The organism is Hyphomicrobiales bacterium (genome assembly GCA_039973685.1).
Classification (GTDB): Bacteria; Pseudomonadota; Alphaproteobacteria; order Rhizobiales; family JACESI01; genus JACESI01.
The window spans coordinates 16,912-39,218 of record JBDWKL010000011.1; the positions used below are offsets into that span (position 1 = coordinate 16,912).

Annotated in this window: 21 protein-coding genes; 14 read left to right on the forward strand and 7 right to left on the reverse strand. The window is 50.0% G+C overall.

The genetic code is table 11. From position 1 onward, the window contains the following. Nucleotides 1–26 precede the first annotated feature (26 nt). The 7 genes from ABJO30_01890 to ABJO30_01920 all read left to right on the forward strand — a co-directional run bounded on the left by ABJO30_01890 (nt 27) and on the right by ABJO30_01920 (nt 6,874). On the forward strand, nt 27–1,295 hold the full coding sequence (locus ABJO30_01890; protein MEP3231561.1) for a glycosyltransferase: 1,269 nt from the start codon (nt 27–29) through the stop codon (nt 1,293–1,295). Between the two features lie 65 nt (nt 1,296–1,360). Next, complete coding sequence (locus ABJO30_01895; GenBank protein ID MEP3231562.1) at nt 1,361–2,134, forward strand: FCD domain-containing protein; 774 nt, start codon at nt 1,361–1,363, stop codon at nt 2,132–2,134. Further along, a complete protein-coding gene (locus tag ABJO30_01900; protein MEP3231563.1) occupies nt 2,131–2,724 on the forward strand; it encodes a 2-hydroxychromene-2-carboxylate isomerase in 594 nt (197 codons plus the stop codon). The genes ABJO30_01895 and ABJO30_01900 overlap by 4 nt, the downstream gene beginning before the upstream one ends. Nucleotides 2,725–2,842: 118 nt before the next feature. After that, nucleotides 2,843–3,817, forward strand: coding sequence for a zinc ABC transporter substrate-binding protein (locus ABJO30_01905; protein MEP3231564.1), 975 nt, complete (start codon nt 2,843–2,845; stop codon nt 3,815–3,817). 9 nt (nt 3,818–3,826) lie between these two features. After that, complete coding sequence (locus ABJO30_01910; GenBank protein ID MEP3231565.1) at nt 3,827–4,651, forward strand: metal ABC transporter ATP-binding protein; 825 nt, start codon at nt 3,827–3,829, stop codon at nt 4,649–4,651. A gap of 22 nt (nt 4,652–4,673) precedes the next feature. Continuing rightward, a complete protein-coding gene (locus ABJO30_01915; GenBank protein ID MEP3231566.1) occupies nt 4,674–5,912 on the forward strand; it encodes a metal ABC transporter permease in 1,239 nt (412 codons plus the stop codon). Further along, a complete protein-coding gene (locus ABJO30_01920; GenBank protein ID MEP3231567.1) occupies nt 5,912–6,874 on the forward strand; it encodes a metal ABC transporter permease in 963 nt (320 codons plus the stop codon). Before ABJO30_01915 ends, ABJO30_01920 begins: the two co-directional genes overlap by 1 nt. Here the strand turns inward: ABJO30_01920 and ABJO30_01925 are convergent. After that, entirely contained in the window at nt 6,838–7,344 is a 507-nt protein-coding gene (locus ABJO30_01925) for an N-acetyltransferase (protein ID MEP3231568.1), read from the reverse strand. The genes ABJO30_01920 and ABJO30_01925 overlap by 37 nt on opposite strands. Nucleotides 7,345–7,636: 292 nt before the next feature. Here ABJO30_01925 and ABJO30_01930 point away from each other — a divergent pair, with 292 nt between their 5' ends. Further along, nucleotides 7,637–8,623, forward strand: coding sequence for a glutathione S-transferase family protein (locus tag ABJO30_01930; protein ID MEP3231569.1), 987 nt, complete (start codon nt 7,637–7,639; stop codon nt 8,621–8,623). Nucleotides 8,624–8,691: 68 nt separating this feature from the next. Continuing rightward, nucleotides 8,692–9,369: a hypothetical protein gene (locus ABJO30_01935; protein MEP3231570.1), complete on the forward strand. Its 678-nt coding sequence runs from the start codon at nt 8,692–8,694 to the stop codon at nt 9,367–9,369. Between the two features lie 2 nt (nt 9,370–9,371). On the opposite strand, the gene ABJO30_01940 is transcribed toward ABJO30_01935, so the two are convergent. Further along, entirely contained in the window at nt 9,372–9,830 is a 459-nt protein-coding gene (locus tag ABJO30_01940; protein ID MEP3231571.1) for an NUDIX domain-containing protein, read from the reverse strand. 41 nt (nt 9,831–9,871) lie between these two features. On the opposite strand from ABJO30_01940, the gene ABJO30_01945 reads away from it, so the two are divergent. Continuing rightward, the gene (locus ABJO30_01945) at nt 9,872–10,774 is read left to right on the forward strand and encodes a metallophosphoesterase (GenBank protein MEP3231572.1); all 903 of its coding nucleotides are present in this window, start codon (nt 9,872–9,874) and stop codon (nt 10,772–10,774) included. Nucleotides 10,775–10,786: 12 nt separating this feature from the next. Here ABJO30_01945 and ABJO30_01950 read toward each other — a convergent pair whose 3' ends face one another. Next, nucleotides 10,787–11,554, reverse strand: coding sequence for a hypothetical protein (locus ABJO30_01950; GenBank protein MEP3231573.1), 768 nt, complete (start codon nt 11,552–11,554; stop codon nt 10,787–10,789). 299 nt (nt 11,555–11,853) lie between these two features. Here ABJO30_01950 and ABJO30_01955 point away from each other — a divergent pair, with 299 nt between their 5' ends. Further along, on the forward strand, nt 11,854–12,894 hold the full coding sequence (locus ABJO30_01955) for a GTP-binding protein (GenBank protein MEP3231574.1): 1,041 nt from the start codon (nt 11,854–11,856) through the stop codon (nt 12,892–12,894). Next, complete coding sequence (locus ABJO30_01960) at nt 12,891–13,919, forward strand: WD40 repeat domain-containing protein (protein ID MEP3231575.1); 1,029 nt, start codon at nt 12,891–12,893, stop codon at nt 13,917–13,919. Before ABJO30_01955 ends, ABJO30_01960 begins: the two co-directional genes overlap by 4 nt. Here the strand turns inward: ABJO30_01960 and ABJO30_01965 are convergent. Genes ABJO30_01965 through ABJO30_01980 form a run of 4 tightly spaced genes read right to left on the reverse strand, consistent with a single transcriptional unit; the run spans nt 13,916 to nt 20,752 of the window. Next, nucleotides 13,916–16,009 carry a hypothetical protein gene (locus ABJO30_01965; protein ID MEP3231576.1) on the reverse strand — a complete coding sequence of 698 codons (2,094 nt, stop codon included), beginning with the start codon at nt 16,007–16,009 and terminating at the stop codon, nt 13,916–13,918. The genes ABJO30_01960 and ABJO30_01965 overlap by 4 nt on opposite strands. Further along, nucleotides 16,009–18,825, reverse strand: coding sequence for a DUF4159 domain-containing protein (locus tag ABJO30_01970; protein ID MEP3231577.1), 2,817 nt, complete (start codon nt 18,823–18,825; stop codon nt 16,009–16,011). Before ABJO30_01970 ends, ABJO30_01965 begins: the two co-directional genes overlap by 1 nt. Then, nucleotides 18,825–19,736, reverse strand: coding sequence for a DUF58 domain-containing protein (locus tag ABJO30_01975; GenBank protein MEP3231578.1), 912 nt, complete (start codon nt 19,734–19,736; stop codon nt 18,825–18,827). The genes ABJO30_01970 and ABJO30_01975 overlap by 1 nt, the downstream gene beginning before the upstream one ends. Continuing rightward, nucleotides 19,736–20,752, reverse strand: a complete 1,017-nt coding sequence (locus tag ABJO30_01980) for a MoxR family ATPase (protein MEP3231579.1) — start codon at nt 20,750–20,752, stop codon at nt 19,736–19,738. The genes ABJO30_01975 and ABJO30_01980 overlap by 1 nt, the downstream gene beginning before the upstream one ends. Before the next feature lie 293 nt (nt 20,753–21,045). Between ABJO30_01980 and ABJO30_01985 the strand changes: the two genes are divergently transcribed. Further along, nucleotides 21,046–21,636 (forward strand): DUF1285 domain-containing protein, encoded by a 591-nt coding sequence (locus ABJO30_01985; GenBank protein ID MEP3231580.1) that lies wholly within the window; start codon nt 21,046–21,048, stop codon nt 21,634–21,636. A 6-nt stretch (nt 21,637–21,642) separates the two neighbouring features. Next, nucleotides 21,643–22,305, forward strand: coding sequence for a CoA pyrophosphatase (locus ABJO30_01990; protein MEP3231581.1), 663 nt, complete (start codon nt 21,643–21,645; stop codon nt 22,303–22,305). Nucleotides 22,306–22,307 lie beyond the last annotated feature (2 nt).

Here is a 22,307-nt window from a genome sequence, read left to right on the forward strand (position 1 = left end):
GTTTAGGATTCAACAGGTTTTTCATTATGTTCCAGCCGAATAAGTCGCCCGGTTCGCTCCCCGAGTTAGAACGCCCTTTGGTGATCATCCATTGTGTTCGATCAATTGTTGGTGGCATTTTTAAGCATATTTCAGACTTGGTAAAACATCAGTCCGATGAAGGTCATCATGTTGGTTTGATCTACGATTCATCGACAGTTGGCGCTTTTGAAGAAGAACGTTTGGAAGAATTGAAGCCCTACATGACATTAGGGGCGATAAAGCTTCCTATGGGTCGCAATGTTTCGTTGAAAGATATAACCGTTACGAAAACGGTTCATGGCCTTTTGAAAACAATCAACGTTGATGTGCTTCACTGCCATGGTGCAAAAGGCGGCGTCTACGGGCGTATTGCTGCAAGTTTCATAAACCGAGATCGTAAACGAGCTGGCGAACCTAAATTGGTGACGATCTATTCGCCTCATGGTGGCAGCCTTCATTATTCCCAACGATCTTTGACGGGGCAAATCTACTTCGGTGTTGAGCGCTTAATGGAGCGCTTCACGAATGAATTTATTTTTGTTGCAGGCTATGAGGTGGAAACCTACAGCCGCAAAATTGGTAAGCTGCGCCAGCCGTGGTCAATCGCTTATAATGGCCTTGCCGCTGATGAATTCGCTGTGGTTAAGCCATCAAAGCGTGCTGTGGATTTTGTCTACGCAGGACACATGCGAGATTTGAAAGGTGCAGATCTATTTATTGATGCAATCGAGATTGCTAATGCGCGTTCTCAGCAACCTGTTCATGCTCTCATGATTGGTGAGGGTGAAGATTTGCCTCGCTATAAAGAAGACGTGAAACGGCGTGAATTAACGGATCGCATCCAGTTTTTGCCACCAATGCCAATTCGTGATGTGTTTAAACGTACGCACAATTTGGTGGTGCCGTCACGGGCAGAAGCGCTACCTTATATTGTTGTTGAGGCATTGGGCGCGCGCGTGCCGACCCTTGCAACCAGTGTTGGCGGCATTCCTGAAATTTATGGTTCTTATGGCCATTATCTTTTGCCGCCCGGTGATGCCAACCTTTTTGCGACTGCTATGCTGGATCGCCTATCGCGGCCAGAAAAGGCCAGTGACCTGGCAGGTAGCCTTCGCCAAGTTGTGAAGCAGAAATTCACGGTTGAAGGCATGTGTAAGAAGGTCGACAAAGTGTATTTGCGAAACCTTGCTAAAGTCCATCTTCCTGAAGTTGACCCTAGTGGCTTTTTCAATGAGGACGAGGATATTCAATCTGCTGTTTACGCAAATTCGTAATATTCTACTATGAACCAATTGTCTCAGCCGCCATTGGCACTATACTGTCGATGCGGAGACAATAGATGATCAACGATCCACTTTTATCAAATGAACCTATTATCAGTAAAGGCAAGCGTCGCACGCGTGAGCCTGTTGTTGCTGAATTGCTGACGCGTATTGCGCGTGGTGATATAGCTGTTGGCGGTCTGATGCCGACAGAGCAAGAGTTGGTCGTCGAATTTGGCATGAGCCGAACGGTTATTCGCGAAGTTATTCAAGATCTTATCGGTTTTGGCATGATCCAAACCAGACCACGAGTGGGCGCGAGAGTGCAGCCTGTGGAGCAGTGGGATCGGTTTAATCCATTGGTGCTGAAAGCGCTTTTGGAACATGACTTGAATGCGGATCTTTATGAATCGCTACGTGAAGCACGTTGGTTGATCGAACCTGAAGTTGCGGCGATGGCAGCAGCAAGGGCGACGGCGGAACAGGTTGCTCAGATAGGTACAGCTTTTGAAAAGCTTGCCGATACTGTGCATCCAGATAAAGCCGTAACACCAGAACAACGCATGGCGGCCGACATCGCGCTTCACCGCGCGATATTGGGTGCGTGTGGTAATTGGGTTTTTGAGCGGTTTGGTCCTTTGTTTGATGCTTCCATCATGGCGCGTATGGCGCTGGCACAACAAGCACCACGCACCGATCCGCCTTTGGCGCTTGAAAAACACAGACGAATTGTTGATGCGATCAAAGCGCGCAATCCAAGTGAAGCACGGCGCGCGACACTCAGCGTATTGTCGCTTTCAAAACCCGCGTTCGCTGATTATTTCGAGGACGAGGAAAGCGCGTCTGCATGAGGTCGTCTATTGAATTTTGGTTCGATTTTGCCTCGACCTATTCTTATTTGACAGCCATGCGAATTGAAGAACTGGCAACAGATTTTGATGTCGATGTGTGTTGGAAACCATTTCTTCTAGGGCCCATTTTTGCAAAGCAAGGCTGGGCAAATTCACCCTTCAATATTTATCCGGCAAAGGGCCGGTACATGGTTCAAGACATGCAACGTCTATGTAATGACCGTGGATTGCCATTTAAAATGCCGCCGTCTTTTCCTGCGCGAAGCATAACCGCAAATAGGCTGGGTCTTGTGGCTCTGGATCAACCTTGGGGTGTTGAATTTGCGAAGGCTGTTTTCAAGACGCAGTTTGGAGAAGGGCGCGATATTGGTGATGACGATGTGCTTCGTTCGCTTCTCACAGATCTTGGACAAGATGCAGATAGCATGTTTGAAAAAGCGCTTTTTTCTGAGAATAAAGAGCGATTGAAGCAACAAACGGCGGAGGCGGAATTAAAGGGCATATTCGGTGCTCCCGCATTTGTGATCGAAGGTGATGAGTTGTTTTGGGGCGATGACAGACTGATAAATGCTATTAAATCAATTGCTTAATCCATATTTCTGCATTTAGGACCAATTTCACATTCGTTGGATGTTTGACTGTATTTTCTTGCTATTGCGAATTATTCGCATTATATTTGCGAATGAGTTGCAATAGCGAAAGTTGAGTATGCAGATTTTTTCCTCTGTTGTCCGTAAAGTCGGGTTGTTGATCAGCCTTGTTTTTGCTGTTGCTACATTCTCATCCAACGCATTTGCAGCGCCGATTAAAGCAGTAGTCACTGTTGGCATGGTTGCTGATATTGTGACGACTGTGGGTGGGGAAGATGTTGAAGTCACTACGTTGATGGGATCAGGCGTTGATCCGCATTCCTATCGCCAGACCCGCAGCGACGTTAGTCTTCTTGCCAGCGCTGATATTATTTTCGCCAATGGTTTGCACCTTGAAGCGCAGCTTGATGAGCTGTTGCACAAGTTGAGCAAACGCAAGCATGTGGTTTTGGTCTCCGATGAATTGCCAGCAGATGATCTAATTGAAGCCGAAGGGTTTTCAGGTCGCTATGATCCGCATGTGTGGATGGATCCAAGCCTTTGGCAAAAGACCGTTGCGATTGTGCGTGATGCTTTGATCAAGGCGGCACCCAATCACACAGTAGGTTTTGAAAAACGCGCCAAAGCGCTGGGTTCAGATATTACGCGCTTTGCAGGTTCTGTTTCTACAATGATGAAAACAGTGCCAGATGAAAAGCGCGTGCTGATTACCGCCCATGATGCATTCAGCTATTTTGGTCGCGCATTTAATGTTGAAGTGATTGGCATTCAGGGCCTTTCAACAGACAGCGAAGCGGGCCTCAACCGCATTGAGAGCATGGTAAAAACTTTGGTTGATCGCAAAATCGAAGCCGTGTTCGTTGAAAGTTCTGTCTCTAAACAAAACATCAAAGCCTTGATAGAAGGCGCTGCAGCACAAGGTCACAAAGTGGCTATTGGCGGCACGCTTTACTCTGACGCGATGGGTGTTGATGGAACCTTTGAAGGCACATATCTGGGCATGATTGACCACAATGCGACAACGATTACACGGGCGCTGGGTGGCGTAGCACCTGATCGTGGCATCACCGGCCAACTGACACCATCGAGCTAGGAAGTATTTATGTCTAACACTGCTCTTAAGACTGTTTTTGATGGATCACGCGAAAGCGCCGCTAACGCCGTGGATGATGCATTTTCTGTATCAGACCTCACAGTTGCCTATGATCGTAAGCCCGTTTTATGGGATATTTCATTTGCTGCCCGATCTGGTGTGATTACCGCAATCGTTGGGCCGAATGGTGCTGGTAAATCAACATTACTGAAAGCAGCACTTGGTCTCATCCCATCGGTGACAGGCCAGACTAAAGTGTCCAATCAAAGCCTCGCTCAAGCACGCGCCAAGGTCGCCTATATGCCTCAACGTGCTGCTGTTGATTGGGACTTTCCAGCATCTGCCCTTGATGTGGTGATGATGGGCCTATACGGGACACTCGGTTTCTTGCGTTGGCCTGGCCGCAAAGAACGGGCGAAAGCGCGCAAATGTCTTGAGATGGTTGATATGGGCGCCTTTGAAAAACGCCAAATTGGTCAACTATCCGGCGGACAACAACAACGTGTTTTCATGGCGCGCGCTTTGGCGCAAGAGGCGGATGTCTATTTGATGGACGAACCTTTTGCGGGCGTTGATGCGGCGACCGAAACCATTATTTTACGCACGCTCAAAAAGCTCGCAGCCGATGGTAAGTGCGTCGTCGTCGTGCACCATGATCTTGATACTGTGCGCACCATGTTTGATGATGTTTTGCTGCTCAACAAGCAAGTCGTCGCAAGCGGTCCAATTGAGGATGTGATGAGCGATGATGCGGTTCGTAAAACCTATTCAGGTCGGTTGAGCATTCACCAAGAAGGCCCAATTGGTGGTGCGGCAGTAACACCGCATCTTTAGCGTTTGAGGAAAGGACGGCTTTATGAGCGAGTTCCTTTCAGCTCTGTTTTTAGCCCTTAGTTTGCAAGCAGGATACAACACCTCCTTGGTGTTAGTCGGCTCCGCCATTTTGGGCGCGGGGGCGGGCGCTATTGGTGTGTTCGTCCTGCTTCGAAAACGTGCGCTTGTGAGTGACGCTATCAGTCACGCTACTCTTCCCGGTATTGCGCTCGCTTTTCTGTTTGGAACATGGGCCTTTGGTGATGGGCGCTCTTTGTGGTTGTTGCTCTTGGGCGCAACTTTGAGCGCTGGCATTGGGGTGTTGGCGGTTGAATGGATGACGCGGCGAACACGCCTTACTGAAGATACGGCAATTGGCACGGTGCTCTCCACCTTCTTTGCCCTTGGCATTGTTTTGTTGACGTTTATCCAGTCGCTCGATGTTGGCGGGCAGGCGGGTTTGTCTGATTTTATCCTCGGCTCAACCGCTGGCCTTTTGCGGGCCGATGCGATGCTCATTGCGGTGACGGCAAGTTTGGTGAGTTTGGTTTTGATCACCCGCATTAAACAGTTTTCGCTGCTTTGTTTCGATCCGCTCTTTGCCCATGCGCAGGGTATGAAGGTCGCAAACTTAGATCGCCTCTTGCTGCTCTTACTCCTTGCCATCGTTGTGATTGGTTTGAAAACCGCAGGCCTTGTCCTCGTGATTGCGCTTACCATCATCCCGCCTGTCGCAGCTCGTTTTTGGACGGATCGGGTTGGCCCGATGTTGTTGGTGTCTGCTGCGATTGGCGGCATTGGTGCTTATTTTGGTGCAGCGTTCTCCTCAATTGCGGCTGATTTGCCAACAGGTGGTTTGATCGTGCTCACGTTGTTTGCCGTGTTCTTGGTGTCCATGCTGGTCGCGCCAAGTCGCGGGGTGTTCGGCTCTACACTCAAGCATTTCTTCTTTCAGCGCACGATCCACGAACGCCAAGGGCTTCTTGCGGTCTCTCGCGGTGAGCCGATTTTTGATCCACTCACAAGACGGCTTTTGATCAAGCGTGGATATTTGCGGGCAGATGGTGCGCCGACGAATGAAGGCACAATGGCCGCGCAAAAAATGGCGCGTGATCAAGCTTTGTGGAATGCTTATCGCCGTGCTTATCCAACCGAAGCGATGATGCTGGATGACTGGTCTTTAAGGCCGATTGATGATGTGCTCCCGAAAGATTTGGTCCAGTCGCTTTCGCCTGAACTTGCGCCTGTTTCGATTTCCAAATCGAGAGGAGGGCGCGCGTGATGATTGAGTTTTTGCAGCTAGATTTCCCGTCCATCCTGCTTGGAACACTGGCCGCCTTATCGTGCGGGTTGCTCGGCAATTTCCTCGTTCTTCGCAAGCAAGCTTTGATGGGGGACACAATCAGTCATGTGGTGTTGCCCGGCATTGTTGCAGGCTTCTTGCTGACGGGTGTTTCTGCTACGTGGCCGATGATGCTTGGCGCAATGATTGCCGCTCTGTTTGCCGTTGCGATGATTGAAGTGATACGCCGTGCGGGCCGCATTGAGACGGGTGCTGCCATGGGTGTGATCTTCACCACCATGTTTGCAGCAGGCGTTGTGATGTTAGAGCAGAGCGGCGCGCGTGGTGTGCATCTTGATGTGGAGCACGCGCTTTACGGCAATCTTGAAAGCGCGATCTGGCTTGATGCTTTTGGTATTTCAGACCTATGGAACCCCGCCGCCCTTGCGACTTTACCCGAAGCGATTTGGCGAATATTAGGCGTGACGGTTCTCGTTATCCTCTTTATCCTCGCGTTTTACAAAGAACTGATGATCACCAGTTTTGATGTAGCCCACGCGGATAGCCTCGGTATTTCTTCATCTAAGTTCGGTATTGCCTTAGTGTTCATGACAGCTTTAGCAGCAGTTGCAGCTTTCGCAGCGGTTGGCTCGATTTTGGTGATCGCCATGTTCATCTGCCCCGCAGCGACCGCCCGCATGTTGACTGACAGGCTTTCAACGCAGCTTTGGATTAGTGCATTCGTGTCCATCATCAGTGGCATTTTGGGCTATCTGCTAGCAGCATTTGGGCTTGGGTGGCTTGGCTATGACAATAGTGTTTCTGCAGCTGGAATGATCGCGCTTGTTGCGGGATTGTTGCAAGTCTTTGCCATGATATTCGCGCCGCGTTATGGCATGCTCTTCAACCGAGCAACCAGTACCGATCAGCTTGAAGATGATACGCCGCGCATGACGCCTTGATAACCTTCACGGTTAGAAAGCGCTTCAGGCCATGCGACCAACAGTCTTGCATAATCAACAGGGCCGGGCATTTTTATGCTATGTGGTGCGCGTTCAAAACCGAGCGGTGCATAGTAAGGTGCATCACCCACCAAAATGACGGGAAGCGCATGTTTTTCATGGACAGCTTCGCAGGTTTTTTGCACCAAGGCTTTACCAATGCCAGCGCCTTGTTTTGGATCAGCCACGCAGAGGGGGCCGAGCAAATAGGCTTCTTCCTCGCCGATTATCACTTTGGTCAATCTGACCGATCCGGCAACGGTTTCATCTTCAATCGCCACAAAACAAAAATCAGGGTCAGCAAGAATGCCTTCGCGCACTCTAAAGGCTGTACGCGCGAAGCGACCTGGGCCGAATACCGTTTCGTGGATGGCTTCAATCGCGGCCAAATGGTCAAAGGTTTCGTGTGTGATGGAGAAAGAACAAGTCATGGAAGCGCCGTAAAATTCAAGTGTTAGAAGCTTCCAAGGGAGGGGTGATCTTTTTTGTTACCCTTTGCGGAAGCATGCGAAAGCGGATGCAGGGAAGGTGCATCGGCGTCGGTTTCGCAAGGGTCGTCGCAAGAAAGGCATTTAAATCAGTCCACTCGTGTTGTGGCGGCTTTGCTATCACGCTTCTGTTTGGTCGTAAAGCGGTAAACAGTCTGTTTGGTTACTTCAGTTCCGCGTGCATCGTGTCATAGTGAGGGCAAGTGAGTGCAAAACGACAAAGGGAATGCGCATTATGGGGCTGTTGGTTGAAGGCGTTTGGCATGAAGAATGGTACGACACCAAAACGACGAATGGGAAGTTCGTGCGTAAGGACAGTACGTTTCGAAACTGGGTAACGCATGATGGTAAGGCAGGGCCAAGTGGTGTTGGCGGCTTTAAAGCGGGAGCAGGGCGCTATCATCTTTATGTTTCCCATGCCTGCCCTTGGGCGCACCGTGCGATGATTTTTCGCTCGTTGTTCGGGTTAGAGGAGATGATCTCGATTTCTGTGGTTGATCATTTGATGCGCGATAAAGGTTGGGAGTTTTCGGATAACGAAGGCGCAATTCCCGACCCCTTGTTCGGTGCGAAAGTGATGGCTGATATCTATGTGAAAGCGGACCCTAAATTTACAGGTCGTGTGACGGTTCCTGTGTTGTGGGACAAGGAAACGAGCACGATTGTCTCTAATGAATCGTCGGAAATTATTCGCATGATCAATGATGGCTTTCGCGATCTATCAGCCCTTAAGCACGACTTTTATCCTGCTTCGATGCGCGGTGAAATTGATGCAGTGAATGAGCGCGTTTATCACGACATCAATAATGGCGTTTATAAATCTGGTTTCGCGACCACCCAACAAGCCTATGAAGACGCCGTAACGAGGCTTTTTGACGCCTTGGATTTTGTGGAAAACCTACTTGGTAAGCAAGATTATCTCGCTGGTGATGTTTTAACCGAGGCTGACTGGCGGCTTTTTACAACGCTGGTGCGGTTTGATCCCGTCTATGTTGGGCACTTTAAATGCAACCTTAAAAGCATTGCAGATTATCCTAATCTTTCCAATTATTTACGGGCGCTTTATCAGGTGGATGGTGTTGCTGGAACGGTCAATATGGACCACATCAAACGGCACTATTATGAAAGCCATGCGACGGTGAACCCGACAGGGATCGTTCCCAAAGGGCCAGAAATGGACTTGTTATCCCCGCATAATCGCCCTGTGATAACTCTTGTGTGATCAAGCTTTATGCCCGAAACTGGCAAAAATCGGGTAGATTAACTGGCAAAATCGAGGAGGAATGTTTGATGTTGACGAGATTGTTGATTGTTGGTGCAGCTTTGCTATCGCTCACAATTGGTGCCCATGCCCAAAAAGTTGAACCGATTGAGCGGCAGGAAAACCCGAACAGCATCCAAGAACAACGGGTTAAAGAACTTGAGGGGCTGCGGGAAGAAATCGCCTTGGCTCACCACAAAGATAAGCTTGTTGAACGCGAACGCCTTTATAAAATTTTGAAGACTGCAAAGAGCGAAGCTGGTGGCCGATATGTGGCTGATTCAATCTGGCGTAATTGGATGGATAGCGCGCCAAATTCTGAGGTCGCTGATCTGGTTGCCCAAGCAATGGAACGTCGTCGCTGGTATGATTATGAAGGTGCTTTGAAAATCCTCAATGTGGTGGTTGAAAAAGCCCCTGATTATTCTGAGGGCTATAATCAACGTGCGTATATTTTGTTCTTGCAGGAAAAATTTGATCAATCGCTTGAAGATACAGACAAAGCCATTGAGCTTGAGCCAAAACACTTTGCTGCATTATCTGGGAAAGCGCGGATTTTGTTCCATCAAGGTCGCCATGTTCTTGCGCAAAAAACCTTGCAGGTAGCCGTTGATGTTCATCCTTGGATTTATGAGCGTTTCCTACTTGTTCAAACGCCTAAACCGGGATCAGAACCAGCTGAAAATAAACGCGGCGACGAGCTTTAGATCTACCAATACTCATTGTACGGGCCGCCTGCCTGCAGTTCTGCAAGGCGGCGTTTTGTGGCGTCCGTTGTGCCATCAGGCAGCTCGTCTAACGGGAAGAATTCTGCAGCAATAATTTCGTGGTTGGGTAAGTTGGGCTTGTTGTCTTGCCGCCAATGAGGGCAGTGATAAAGCGCTACATGATCGCGTTTTGACGCGCGGCGGTTTTGATAAATGCCCAGCATTTCGGCTTTACCATCAAGTGTTACGCCTGCTTCTTCCATCAATTCTTTTTCAAGCGCTTGATAAAAGGTTTCGCCCCACTCAATTCCGCCACCTGGCAAATACCAACCGGGAATATAAGTGTGCTTGACCAAGAGCACCGAGCCGTCTTCTTTTTGCACAATTGCCCGCACGCCAAGTGTGTGCGAACGGCGGACGAGGTGGACGTAATGCATAATGCGTGCGATGAGAGACTTCATAACCTCATCTTGCCTGACATATTGAGCGAAATCCAGCGACCGTGACTTTTACCCTCGCCCATTTTTCCGATCCGCATATCGGCCCCCTGCCTCAACCGACCTTTGGTGAGTTGTTGTCGAAACGCATTACTGGCTATTTGAATTATCGCCGAAACCGCAAAGCGTCCATGACGTCTGGGTCGCTTGATCTTTTGTTGGCGGATTTGAAAGCTCAAAATCCTGACCACATAGCGCTAACAGGAGATGTAGTGAACATCGCGTTGGAGCGAGAGTTTGTGCAGGCGGCTGATTGGCTTGAAGCTGTCGGGCCTGCCGATCATGTGTCGCTCATTCCAGGAAACCATGACGCCTATGTGCCGAGTGCTTTGGCGATGGCGAAGAAACATTGGGGGCCTTATTTCCTTGGTGATGAGGCGGTTTCTGACCGTATAGAATTTCCCTATGTTAGGAAGCGCGGTGTGGTGAAGATCATCGCCCTTTCAACGGGTGTGCCAACCGCACCGTTTATGGCGACGGGGCGATTGGGGCGGGAGCAAATTTCAAAAGCGGAAACGTTGTTGAAGGCCGCTGCAGAAGAAGATTGTTTTCGGGTTGTGATGATCCATCATCCGCCCTTTGTTGAAGAAGGCCGTTGGTATAAACGTCTGACCGACTATGAAGCCTTTAATGAAATGATTGCGCGCGCTGGGGCTGAGCTTGTTTTGCACGGGCACACGCATCGACGCAATGTTATGTATTTGGATGGGCCGACAGGTAATGTGCCTGTCGTCGGTGTTCCGTCTGCTGCCAGCGGATTAGAGGGCAAGCATGAACCGGGGCGTTATAATCTTTATAAAATTGACGCGGTTGATGGTGCCGAAGACCGCAACAAATGGCGCTGCGAACAAATCGAACGTGGTATCACGTCAAATGGCATCGAAGAGCTTGCTCGTCGGGTGCTTTAGACAGCATCCGCGTTATACAAATGTCTTTACCCAATCGATTGTGTTTATAACAAAGCTGGTGATTGCTTCGCGATTCCATGCATAAATCAAAAGCCCAAGTGCGCCCACTATCGTACCGATAATAAACCATATGAAGTTGCGCAATGGGCTTGGTTTAACCACAACAATTGGCTTTTCGCGACGGTTTGATTTTTGAGTAGGGGCATCTAAATCGTCGACTTCATCGAGTGACGCAGATTGAATAACATTTGCTTTTTGAGCGTGGTTTGCATCACTTAGAGCAAGTTTGAACAATTCTGAATCTTCAGTATTTTCGTCCTGCTTGCTGCCATCCATCAAAGTGGTTGGTTGCTTCGGCTTTGGTTTTGTCGATTGTTCGAGTGAGGTTTTTGATCGTTCCCATTCCGCCAATCGTTCAGCGATATAGTGTACGGTTGCTTCCCCGACAGTTTTGCGATCGTCACTTTCACAAAGCAACACGCGGCCTGCTCGGGTTTCTTTGAGCATGCGATAATTGCCGGTTTCATCCGCTAAAGTGACGAAGGTTGTCGCATCGACCCAAAGTCGCGCAGGTTCCTTGCCAGAAATTCTGAAATCGAAAAAATGGGCATCATAAGGAATGTCATTGATGACATCGGCGAGATCATCACGTAGCGCCAGCAGCGCATCGCGTTTTAGCTGGGCAAATTCAACCTTTGAATTTGCCTCACGCTCTCGCACAAGCCGCATGGTCTCTTCCAAACGACCCGCTGATTGATCTTTTGATGAACTCGATTTCATTTACTGAATTGATGAAACGCTCGAAGCCCAATGGGGCGTCTCATATCTCCTCTAATTATTGTGCCAATCTTAGCGTGAAAGCTCAAGTTGTATCGGGTTAATTGCTTAATGGCGAATCTTGTCGCGGTCTTATTTGTTGCACGGTTGGGCGCTATTCTGTTTCGTCAAAATAACATGCTGGTCTAAATAACAAGCGTCGTTAGACAAGTGATCGTGTAATGGTGATGTGATGGCCATTGCGTTTTGACTGTTCTCACGCCATATCAAGGCCGACGAAAGCAAAAGGATATGAATGCACGATGAGTGATGAGCGCGCACAAACATCACCTGCCACTGTACCTGTTACAGTTTTGACCGGTTATTTGGGGGCGGGTAAGACCACTTTGTTGAACCGGATACTGACTGAAGACCACGGCAAGAAATACGCGGTCATCGTCAATGAGTTTGGTGAGATCGGTATCGATAATGATTTGGTTGTTGATACGGACGAAGAAATTTTTGAGATGAACAATGGCTGTGTGTGTTGCACGGTTCGTGGTGATTTAATCCGAATTTTGAATGGCTTGATGAAACGGGTCGGTGGCTTTGATGGCATCTTGATCGAGACAACAGGGTTGGCTGATCCGGCACCTGTTGCACAAACCTTCTTTATGGACGACGACGTAAGAGCCAAAACGCATCTTGATGCTGTTGTCACCGTTGTCGATGGCAAACACATTGCTGAGCGTTTAAAAGATGCGCCTGAAGCGCGCGAGCAGATTGCTTTTGGTGATGTGATCTTGGTCAATAAAACTGATTTGTTGAGTGACGATGAACTGACCGACATTGAGCGGTCTGTCCGTGCGGTCAATCCTTATGCTGTCCTTCATCGGACTGTAAAAAGTGATATTGCGCTTGATAAAATTTTGGACCGTGGTGCGTTTGATCTTGGTCGGATTTTGGAAATTGAACCGTCCTTTTTGACAGAGGATCATAGCCATCATGATCATGGGCACGACCACGGTCATAGCCACGAGCACCATCATCACGGTCGCCATGCAAATGATATGGGCAGCGTTTCGCTTCGCACAGACAAGATGCTCAATCCAAGCGTGTTCTTTCCGTGGGTTAATAGCATCGTTGATACGCTCGGCCCTGACATTTTACGCACCAAAGGCATTTTGGCGTTCAAGGATGATGATGACCGTTATGTCCTTCAAGGCGTGCATATGATCATTGAAGGCGATAGCCAGCGGCCTTGGCGCAATGATGAAAAACGCGAGAGCCGTCTTGTTTTCATTGGCCGTAATTTGAATGCCCAAGAACTAGAAGCAGGCTTTATGGCCTGTGTTGCTTCATGAGTTGGGGTTCAACAACACCGCTGGTTGAAAAAAGTGGCTGGCTAGAAAATGGCGATGTTCATGTAACCGCCGTGAATGCGCTTGATCAAGGTTTTGGTTTTTCCTTTGGCGACGGCTCGGTTTTGTTCGTGAATGGGAATGGCGAGAAACACAAATTTGCAAGCCATGAAGGGGCAATCTTATGTGCTGCTTCTCTTGGTGATCGTCTTGTTACGGCGGGCGATGATGGGCGGGTTGTTGTGACTGCACCTGATGGAACGCAGACGGTAATTTTCGAACAGTTCGGACGTTTCTTTGATCAGCTTGCAACCTCCTCATGGGGTGGGATTGCTTTTGCTGATGGGCGCAAGATTTTTGTGGTTATGCCAGACCCTGCAAAACCAAGCGTGACGATCGAGCGTCGATACCAAGCTTCTGGTTCGGTCGGTGGATTGTGTTTTGGGCCGAAGGGTAGAAAGCTTGCTGCAAGCCGAAACAATGGCGCGAGCGTTTATTGGGTCGGCACAGATCGCGATGCACCCGATGAATATGAATGGCTTGGTGCGCATGGCCCGATAACATGGTCGCCGCGCGGCGATTTCGTTGTTACATCCATGCAAGAAAACGCACTTCACGTTTGGCGGGCAGACAATGAAAAACATGGTCGAATGGGCGGTTATCCAACCCGTATTAAGTCCATGTCTTGGAACCCAAAAGGCACGGCTTTAGCAACCTCGGGTTCTAATAGTGTGGTGATTTGGCCCTTTGCAACCAAGGATGGTCCCATTGGTCAAGGTGCTGTTCAATGGCCATTAAACTCTGACGTTGCTTTGTCTCAGCTCAGTTGGCACTCCACAAAAGACATGATTTTGACAGGTAATTATGAAGGTGATGTCACTTTGGTTCGCGAAGATGGTGCGCTTGTACCTGTGGCAAAAGAGCTTGGTAGTGTTGTGACATCAGTTGCGTTTTCAAAGGATGGTAAGAGCCTTGCCTTTGGCACAGATGAAGGTGCCTACGGTGTGGTGGCGTGCGCTGATCTTTAGCGGCCTTCGCGGTACCACATTGTAGCAAACGCGCCGAGCAAGAGCGCAAGGCCAAGCAGGCCTGCAAAAAGTGGCAGACGGTTCACGCCTTTCAAAATTGACGCATCGGTCATTTTTAAACCAAGCCAATCACGCCCGCCCAAGGAGCGGTTATCGCTAGCGCCTTTGAGCGCTAAGACGCGCGGGATACGATCAGCCGCGCGAATAACCCGCCCACCAGTTTCAGCGACAAGCGGCGCTATCAACTCAGATGTCGACACTACATCCAAAAATTCTTTTGGGTTTGGTGGGCCAATATGGGCAAGTGTTTTTAGATCTCCATCGACGATTTCATAAAGACCGGGCGAGGGGGCTTCAAGCGTTCCTTGGCGTAGTCCTTCGTCAACATCCTGCATGGCAAGGTTGATCGTTTCGCCTGTTGGCGTTGTTATTTGAACGGTAGGATTAGTGCTCGTGTTTGCATCGTCCACTTTAGGATCGGCCATTGTTTGACGTTCGATTACCAAGTCATCGCCCTTGGAAAATCCGCGTAGAGCTTCTTCTTCAAGGTCTGGTTCTTTCATCAACCAGTGAGAAAGGCGACGCAGCAATTGAACATGAGGGCCACCGCCTTCAAAACCACGCGCCCAAAGCCATGCATGGTCCGATAGCATCAAAGCAACGCGACCTTCTTCTTCGCGGTTCAAAATAAGGATCGGGCGCCCATCTTCGCCTTCGATCACCACATTGCCGCGTGGGTTTTCAACATCAACACTTCTAAACCAACGGCTCCATTTGGGCGGGTTGGATTTAGCGCCTTCCAAATTTCTCGTGACTGGATGGCGAAAACCTTCCTTCGTGACCTTGGGATGGAAAGGGTCTTCAAAAACGCTGCCGATTGGTTCGGCGGGCAGAACGGGAGCGAGCGGTGTTTGATAGATCGAGGTGCTGTCTGCATAGTCGGGGCCTGCCGCAATCAAAATGGCACCGCCCTCTTGCACATAGCGAGCAATGTTATCGAAATAGAGGATAGGCAAAACGCCGCGACGTTTATAGCGGTCGAAGATGATCAGGTCGAATTCGTTGATTTTGACTGAGAACAATTCCCGCGTTGGAAAGGCAATCAGTGAGAGCTGGTTGATCGGCGTGCCGTCTTGTTTTTCTGGTGGGCGCAAAATGGTGAAGTGGACGAGATCGACTGTGGCATCTGATTTCAGTAAATTGCGCCACGTGCGTTCGCCAGGGTGTGGCTCACCGGAAACCAACAGCACGCGTAAATTCTCGCGGATACCTTCGATGGTTTGAATGGCGTTATTGTTGATGGTGGTCAATTCGCCTTCAAGTTCATCGACTGTAATTTCCAAAATGTTCTGACCGCCGCGCTCAATGTTGATTGCAAGCTCGATGTCTTGGCCAATTGGTACGGTTTCCGTGGCTGATTGTTCGCCGTTTAATTGGATCGTGACACGGGCGGTTGATACGTTGGCGTTCGGTGTTGCTTCAACGCGAAATTTGATGATTTTGTCTTCGTTCACGATGCCAAAACGTGGCGCTTCGGTGAGGACGAGGCGAAGGTCAAATTCTTCGTCTTCGCCTGTCAAAACAGTATGAAGCGGGGCATCGAAGCCGAGCGATTCACGCTTGTTTGGTGTGTCGTGAACTTGACCATCTGAGATGACAATAGCGCCTGCAATCCGGTCTGGTGGCACATCAGAAAGGCCGCGTTCGAGTTCGCCAAATAGGGCCGTCCCTGCCCGTGATTTGTCGAGGCCATCGGTTTCGATAATGCGAGTTTCAAGGTTCTTGATTAGAGCAAGGCGCGCTTTGAGCGCTTCAACGACTTCATCAGTTTGCGCTTTGCGGTTGCCGAGCCTTTGGCTATCAGAGCGGTCAACAACCACGGCAGCAACGCTTGTCAGCGGTTCGCGGTCTTCTTGAACGAACTCTGGATTAAGCAGCGCCAATAGACCAAAGCTGAGCGCCAAAACACGGATTAATGCGCCACGGGTGCGGGTGAATAATAACAGGCACCCAAGCACCAAAGCGGCGACAGCTAAGGCTGCGATGAAGGGCCAATCGAGCAGGGGAGCAAAATCAAGACGCCAGTTCATTATTGCCCCAACCGTTCGAGCAAGGCAGGGATATGCACTTGGTCTGCTTTGTAATTGCCAGTGAGCGTATACATCACAATGTTGACGCCGGTTCTAAATGCATAAACGCGCTGTTGCGGATCATCGGGCGATGTTGGAAGCAAGGGATTGGCGTTTTCGTCGGTTGCCCAAGCGCCTGCGAAATCGTTCGCGGTAATCAAAATGGACGATACGCCATCTGCCTGCGAGCGGGTTCCTTCGTTGCCTTTGTTCTGATCATCAATTGCTTCCACCCAAAGCGGGCTACCGATCCAACGACCGGGGAAATCTTGAAGCAAATAGAAGGCGCGCGTTAAAACGTGGTTTGCTGGAACAGGCTCCAGAGGAGGTACGTCTAGGCTTGCGACGATTTCGCGAAGTTTGCCGTTTGCAGCCGAGTTCGCGCCGATGCCGCGTTCTATCTGGTCACGTGTATCAAAGATGACGGTGCCACCTTGCTTCATAAAGGCATCAACCCGCGCCATGGTCGCGGCATCAGGGGTAGCAGCTGTTTCTGTCACCGGCCAATAAATCAGCGGGAAGAATGTGAGCTCATCTTTGGAAAGATCAAGGCCAATCGGTGGGCCAGGTTCTAGGGCTGTACGAAGGGAAATGTAATTGGTGAGACCGCGAAGGCCAGCACGACTAATCTCATCAACGGCAGTCTCGCCCGTTATCACATAAGCAAGACGTGTGGTCAGCGTGACATCAAAAGGAATACCGTTCTCGCCGTCCCCATCTTGGGCGTGAGCATTATCGGCGTTGAGGGTTATGCTAGACGCGGCGATAATCACAAAAGCACTGGCGGCAGTCACGCGCATACGTTTTGTGACATTGCGAGTGAACAAGCCAGCCATTGCGGCGACCACTGCTGCATCGATGAGCAATAAGATCATAACGAGGGTGAATAAAGCTGGACGTAAATCAGTAGCAATATCGCCGTTTATTTCAGTGATGGTGGCGTCGGGCAAAAGCTCTGCTGGTTGCAAGGCTTCAAAGAGTGTTTCTTGTCCCATCAAATTGAACGCAATCAAGCTTTCTGCTTTGCCGTAGAAGCCGGGCGGTGTTTTGCTTGTAGGTGTCACGTCGTCAATTTCATTGAGGGCGATTGGTTCAGCTGTCTCTAACGGTGAACCCAAGCGGCCATCGGCACCGAGCGTTTGGAAAGGCGGGAAGGCTTGCGCTTCATCCGCGTCTCCGTTTTGCACGGCGGAGGCGGGCACGGATGAGAACGCAACGAGCTTCACCAGCATATCAACAAAGGCACCAGAGATTGGAAGGTTTGACCATGTGGCATCGGCGGTGACATGGAAGAGAACCAACCAACCATCGCCAATACGTTCAGCCGTTACAAGCGGGGTGCCATCGGCAAGCTCTGCCCATGTTTTCTCCAGCAGATCAAAATCTGGCTCTGCAAGAACTTGGCGTGTTACTTCGATGTCGTCTGGAAGGTCCATGCCAGCAAAGGGACTGTTTTGCGAGAAGCGCGCGAGTTTTTGCGGTTCTTCCCACGTGAGCGATCCGCCTAGATTGCGTTCCCCTTCGCGAAGGCGCACAGGCGTGAGCGTGTCTTTCGTTGCCGCAAGGCGAGGCCCTGCAAAGCGCACGACCGTGCCGCCTTTAGACATGAATTTGCGAAGCCGATCGGTTTCACGGTCTGGCAAGGTGCCGACATCTGCCATCACTAGCAAAGAGACCCCTGATTGCAGGAGAGACGGCACGGCTTCAGCCAGATTGGGTGTTGCCGCTTCGCGCACATCGGCGAACGGTGTCAACGCGCGATTGATGTAGTAAAGCGGGGAGAGCAAAGGCTGGTCTTTATCTGTGGAGCTACCCGTTAAAAGCCCAACGGTGCGGAGGCGCGTGCGGTCATCAATAAGGTGCACCGCGCCTGCATTGGCAATTGGTGTGCCGTTATCGTTGATGAGGCTTAGGCGAACGATTTCGTTGCGCAGTTCAATCGGTAGCTCAATCTTGCCAAGGCCAGAGAGCGCATCATCTTCAAAGATCACAGGAACATCGGCAAGCGACACGTTATTTTCATCAAGCGCCCGCAGTGTGATTGGGCCCGTTTCTGCACCCAATCGCTTCACCGCAACATCAAGGGTTGCCGCGCCATTAAGCGCTTGGGTGATTGTTTGGCGCGACGCTTCATCATGGCGAATAGTCACATTTTCAAAACCGCTCAAAGCATCGGCAAGCGCTGTGTCATTTTCATTGGCAAGGGGGCTTGCAAGCCAAATCACGTCTGCCTCACCAAGATTGTCTTTGGCGCGCAAAATTCGGTCTGCTGCGACACCGCGCAATTCTGGGAATGGAAGGGCTGATTGGGCGGATATCTTTTCTAAAGCGATCTGCGCATCATCAAGACGAACGTCTGCATTGTCTGGCTCAGTGGTCATCACGAGGGCAGCAGGGCGACCGTTACGGGCGGCTGTTTCAAGGATGCCTTTGGCTGTGTCTGCTCGTTCTTGCCAATCTTCAGCTGATGTCCAACCGTTGTCGACCACGAGCAACAACGGGTTATCACTATTTCCATTGGTTGAATTGGGTGACCACAAAGGGCCTGCAACCGCGAAAATTGCTATGGCTGCCAAAGCAAGACGCAACAACGTCAGCCACCACGGGCTTGCATGTGGTGTGTCTTCTTTTTTGGTCAGTTCTGCCAAAAGTCGTGTCGGCGGGAAATCTTGTAATTGTGGGCGCGGTGGAACCAGACGCAGCAACCACCAAATCGCAGGCAATAATACCAGCGCGAGTAAAACCCAAGGGGAAGCAAATAGCATAGGGCCGAACATTAAATGCGCCCTCCAGCTAAACGGTTATAAAGGGTCAATACAGCTTCACTTGCAGGTCGGTCGGTGTGGTGAACCAAGAAGGTCCAATCAAGCCGATTGCACAAGTCTTTTACGGCAGAGCGACGGCTTTCCAATCGTTCGCGATATTCTTCGCGGTAGGATTGTGCGCGGCTTGCGGTGACCTTCATGCCGCTTTCAGGATCTTGAAATTCTACCCGTCCTTGATAGGGGAAAGCTTCTTCCACAGGATCGAGTATTTGTACCACATGGCCTCTGGTGCCCGCGCGTGCGATTTGTTGGAGGAAGGTTTCAAGATCAGCGATTGGGTCTAAGAAATCGCCGAATAAAATAACTTCAGAAAAGCGATTGATACCGTCGGGTGCAGGCATGCCTTGATCTGATTTTAAGGTGCCAGCGCGAGCAATGCGCTCTGCGTATATCTCGGCAGCATTGCGTCTCGTGGTGGCGCGTGAATGACCCAAAAGGCCTGTGCGCTCACCGCCTGATGCTAAAAGTTCAGTCATGGCGAGGGTTAAAACAATGGCGCGGGCGCGTTTTGTGATGCCTGACAGCGAAGAGCCAAATTGCATGCTCTTGGTAAGGTCAAGCCATAGCCAAGCGGTTTGAGCGGCTTCCCATTCGCGGTCTTTGATGAAAATGGTGTCGTCACGGGCAGACCGTCGCCAATCAATTGCGGAAGCATTTTCACCTTCAACAAAAGGGCGGAACTGCCAAAAACTTTCACCCGGCCCAGCCATGCGGCGACCATGCCAGCCTGTCATAATGGTGCGGGCAACACGGCGTGCTTCTAGCAATAGATCAGGCAAGCTTTCAGCCGCCTTTTCAGCATCGGATAAAAGCCGAAAAGGTTCGTCTGCTACCGTTTCTAAAGTGCCGTTGGCGTGTACCATTAGCCAATCTTGCCTTTCAGGGAAGCGATCACATCACGGATGGTGATGCCATCAGCACGGGCGGAGAATGAAAGCGCCATACGGTGTTGAAGCACAGGCTCTGCTAAGGCCAGCACATCGTCGATGGATGGCGCAAGGCGGCCTTGCAACAAAGCGCGGGCGCGAACAGTAAGCATCAGGGCTTGTGAAGCACGTGGCCCCGGTCCCCATGCAATGTGCTTGGTCATTTCATCCGTTGAATTCTCATCAGGGCGGGCGGAGCGAACCAATTCCAAAATCGCATCAATAACGCTTTCGCCTACTGGCATTTGGCGCACAAGCAATTGAAATTCGCGCAGCTCTTTCGCGCTCAAGATTGGTTTTGCTACAGCCGTCTCAGCACCTGTTGTTTCAAGCAGAATACGGCGTTCAGCATCAAGCTCTGGGTAAAGCACATCAATCTGCATTAAGAAGCGGTCAAGCTGTGCTTCTGGTAGCGGGTAAGTGCCTTCTTGTTCCAGCGGGTTTTGCGTGGCGAGCACATGGAATGGTTCATCGAGGTCATAGCGCTTGCCTGCAACCGTCACATGATATTCCTGCATGGCCTGCAATAGCGCTGATTGTGTACGTGGGCTGGCGCGGTTGATTTCGTCAGCCATGAGAAGCTGGGTGAAAATTGGACCTTTCAAAAAGCGAAAACTACGTTTCCCCTTCTCGTCTTGTTCCATCACTTCAGAACCTAAAATATCAGAAGGCATCAAATCAGGCGTGAACTGGACACGTCCGGCATCCAAACCTAAGACGGTGCCCATGGTTTCAACAAGCAGCGTTTTTGCAAGACCTGGTACGCCGACGAGAAGGCCGTGACCACCAGAAAGGATGGTCGTCATTGCTCTTTCAACGACGGTTTCTTGGCCATAAATCACGCTGCTTATAGCTTCGCGGGCTTCGTTGATGCGGGCAGCGGCGTTGTCAGCAGCTTTAACAATCGCTTCCTGATTGATATCCTTTGAAGGTTTCGTATCTACGGCACTCATTCAGAAAGCTCCTGTCTGCATATTATGATCATTCATCATAGCGCTTGTTGCGCTGTTGAGGTGGCAGTTTCTAATCTTTTCAACAACCCTCTAACTGTATGTGGAGCTATTAGGACAAAAGTCCATCAAAAAAACCATCCATTTTAGCTTTGCATCAATCAATTTCTTGACATTAAAATGTTTGCAAACCTCATCGTGATCAGCTCCAATGTTGCGGAATTGAAAACATTTGCTACATACCCTTTGTAATGGCTAAAGAATTGACAGATATCGCGGACATTGATGACGGAAAGATGGCGGGCGGCTTAGAGGCTTTAATGGCCCGTGCTAAGTACGCTGGTGCTGGTCTGCCACCCGTTGAAAAATGGAACCCGCCGTTTTGTGGTGATCTGGATATGCGCATCGCTGCCAACGGGCTTTGGTATTACATGGGAACGCCGATTGGTCGTGAGGCGTTGGTGCGCTTGTTTTCTACCGTTTTGCGCAAAGATGAAGACGGTAAGACATATTTGGTAACGCCGGTTGAGAAGATCGGTATCACCGTTGATGACGCGCCTTTCTTTGCCGTTGAATTGAATGCCCACATTGAGGCAGGCGAACAGGTTTTGACACTACGCACCACGGTTGGTGATGTGATTGAGGTCAATGAAGACCATCCTCTTCGTTTTGAAGATGAAGATGTGACAGGTGGCATAAAGCCCTATGTCCATGTGCGTGGTCGTTTAGACGCCTTACTCGCGCGGCCTTTGCTTTATCAACTTGTGGATTTGGGTGAAACAAAACCTGTTGACGATGTTGATATGTTCGGCATTTCCAGCCGCGGTATATTCTACGCGATTATGCGCCAAGATGAACTTGACCGTCTGGCGGCTGAAAGCGACTGATCCACTATGTTTTCATCAGATCAAGACTTTCTGGAACGGGCAAAGCGTTACCTTCATCAAGACCCGTCAAAGCTTGAAGATAAGGGTGACTTGATCTTGAACGAGGGCGTGCGGAAAATGCATCCGACGTTTCGTGAAGCAGCAATTTTGTTTTCTGTTATTGAGCGCCCCGACGGTTTGACCACTTTGCTCAACATGCGTCCAGCTCACCTTAAAGACCATGGCGGCCAGATTGGTTTTCCAGGTGGTAAGGTGGAAGACGAAGACACCGGCCCTATATCCACGGTACGCCGTGAGGCGATGGAAGAGGTCGGCATTGCTACCACTAAAATTGAACCAATTGGTTTTCTAGATGCCTATGTTACCGGCTCTGGATTTCGCATAGTGCCAGCTCTTTGTCATGTGAAAATGGATGAACCCATGCGTCTTGATCCCAATGAGGTGGATGCAGCATTTGAGGTGCCGTTTTCGTTTTTGATGAATCTGAATAATGAAGAACATGGGTTTATTGAATATAAGAATAAGCCGCGTTTTTATTATGAATATAACTACCATGATGGTACGCAGGATTGGCGTATTTGGGGTGTGACCGCAGGTATTATTCGCCAATTATATGAAACAATCTATCCGGAGTTTCCGGTGGATCAACCTTACTTGGAAAACCGATAGAT

Bases quoted from the DNA above. Each gene is read 5' to 3' on its own strand.
- ABJO30_01890 (MEP3231561.1), top strand. From the start codon at position 27: ATGTTCCAGCCGAATAAGTCGCCCGGTTCGCTCCCCGAGTTAGAACGC.
- ABJO30_01895 (MEP3231562.1), top strand. From the start codon at position 1,361: ATGATCAACGATCCACTTTTATCAAATGAACCTATTATCAGTAAAGGC.
- ABJO30_01900 (MEP3231563.1), top strand. From the start codon at position 2,131: ATGAGGTCGTCTATTGAATTTTGGTTCGATTTTGCCTCGACCTATTCT.
- ABJO30_01905 (MEP3231564.1), top strand. From the start codon at position 2,843: ATGCAGATTTTTTCCTCTGTTGTCCGTAAAGTCGGGTTGTTGATCAGC.
- ABJO30_01910 (MEP3231565.1), top strand. From the start codon at position 3,827: ATGTCTAACACTGCTCTTAAGACTGTTTTTGATGGATCACGCGAAAGC.
- ABJO30_01915 (MEP3231566.1), top strand. From the start codon at position 4,674: ATGAGCGAGTTCCTTTCAGCTCTGTTTTTAGCCCTTAGTTTGCAAGCA.
- ABJO30_01920 (MEP3231567.1), top strand. From the start codon at position 5,912: ATGATTGAGTTTTTGCAGCTAGATTTCCCGTCCATCCTGCTTGGAACA.
- ABJO30_01925 (MEP3231568.1), bottom strand. From the start codon at position 7,344: ATGACTTGTTCTTTCTCCATCACACACGAAACCTTTGACCATTTGGCC.
- ABJO30_01930 (MEP3231569.1), top strand. From the start codon at position 7,637: ATGGGGCTGTTGGTTGAAGGCGTTTGGCATGAAGAATGGTACGACACC.
- ABJO30_01935 (MEP3231570.1), top strand. From the start codon at position 8,692: ATGTTGACGAGATTGTTGATTGTTGGTGCAGCTTTGCTATCGCTCACA.
- ABJO30_01940 (MEP3231571.1), bottom strand. From the start codon at position 9,830: ATGAAGTCTCTCATCGCACGCATTATGCATTACGTCCACCTCGTCCGC.
- ABJO30_01950 (MEP3231573.1), bottom strand. From the start codon at position 11,554: ATGAAATCGAGTTCATCAAAAGATCAATCAGCGGGTCGTTTGGAAGAG.
- ABJO30_01955 (MEP3231574.1), top strand. From the start codon at position 11,854: ATGAGTGATGAGCGCGCACAAACATCACCTGCCACTGTACCTGTTACA.
- ABJO30_01960 (MEP3231575.1), top strand. From the start codon at position 12,891: ATGAGTTGGGGTTCAACAACACCGCTGGTTGAAAAAAGTGGCTGGCTA.
- ABJO30_01965 (MEP3231576.1), bottom strand. From the start codon at position 16,009: ATGAACTGGCGTCTTGATTTTGCTCCCCTGCTCGATTGGCCCTTCATC.
- ABJO30_01970 (MEP3231577.1), bottom strand. From the start codon at position 18,825: ATGTTCGGCCCTATGCTATTTGCTTCCCCTTGGGTTTTACTCGCGCTG.
- ABJO30_01975 (MEP3231578.1), bottom strand. From the start codon at position 19,736: ATGGTACACGCCAACGGCACTTTAGAAACGGTAGCAGACGAACCTTTT.
- ABJO30_01980 (MEP3231579.1), bottom strand. From the start codon at position 20,752: ATGAGTGCCGTAGATACGAAACCTTCAAAGGATATCAATCAGGAAGCG.
- ABJO30_01985 (MEP3231580.1), top strand. From the start codon at position 21,046: ATGGCGGGCGGCTTAGAGGCTTTAATGGCCCGTGCTAAGTACGCTGGT.
- ABJO30_01990 (MEP3231581.1), top strand. From the start codon at position 21,643: ATGTTTTCATCAGATCAAGACTTTCTGGAACGGGCAAAGCGTTACCTT.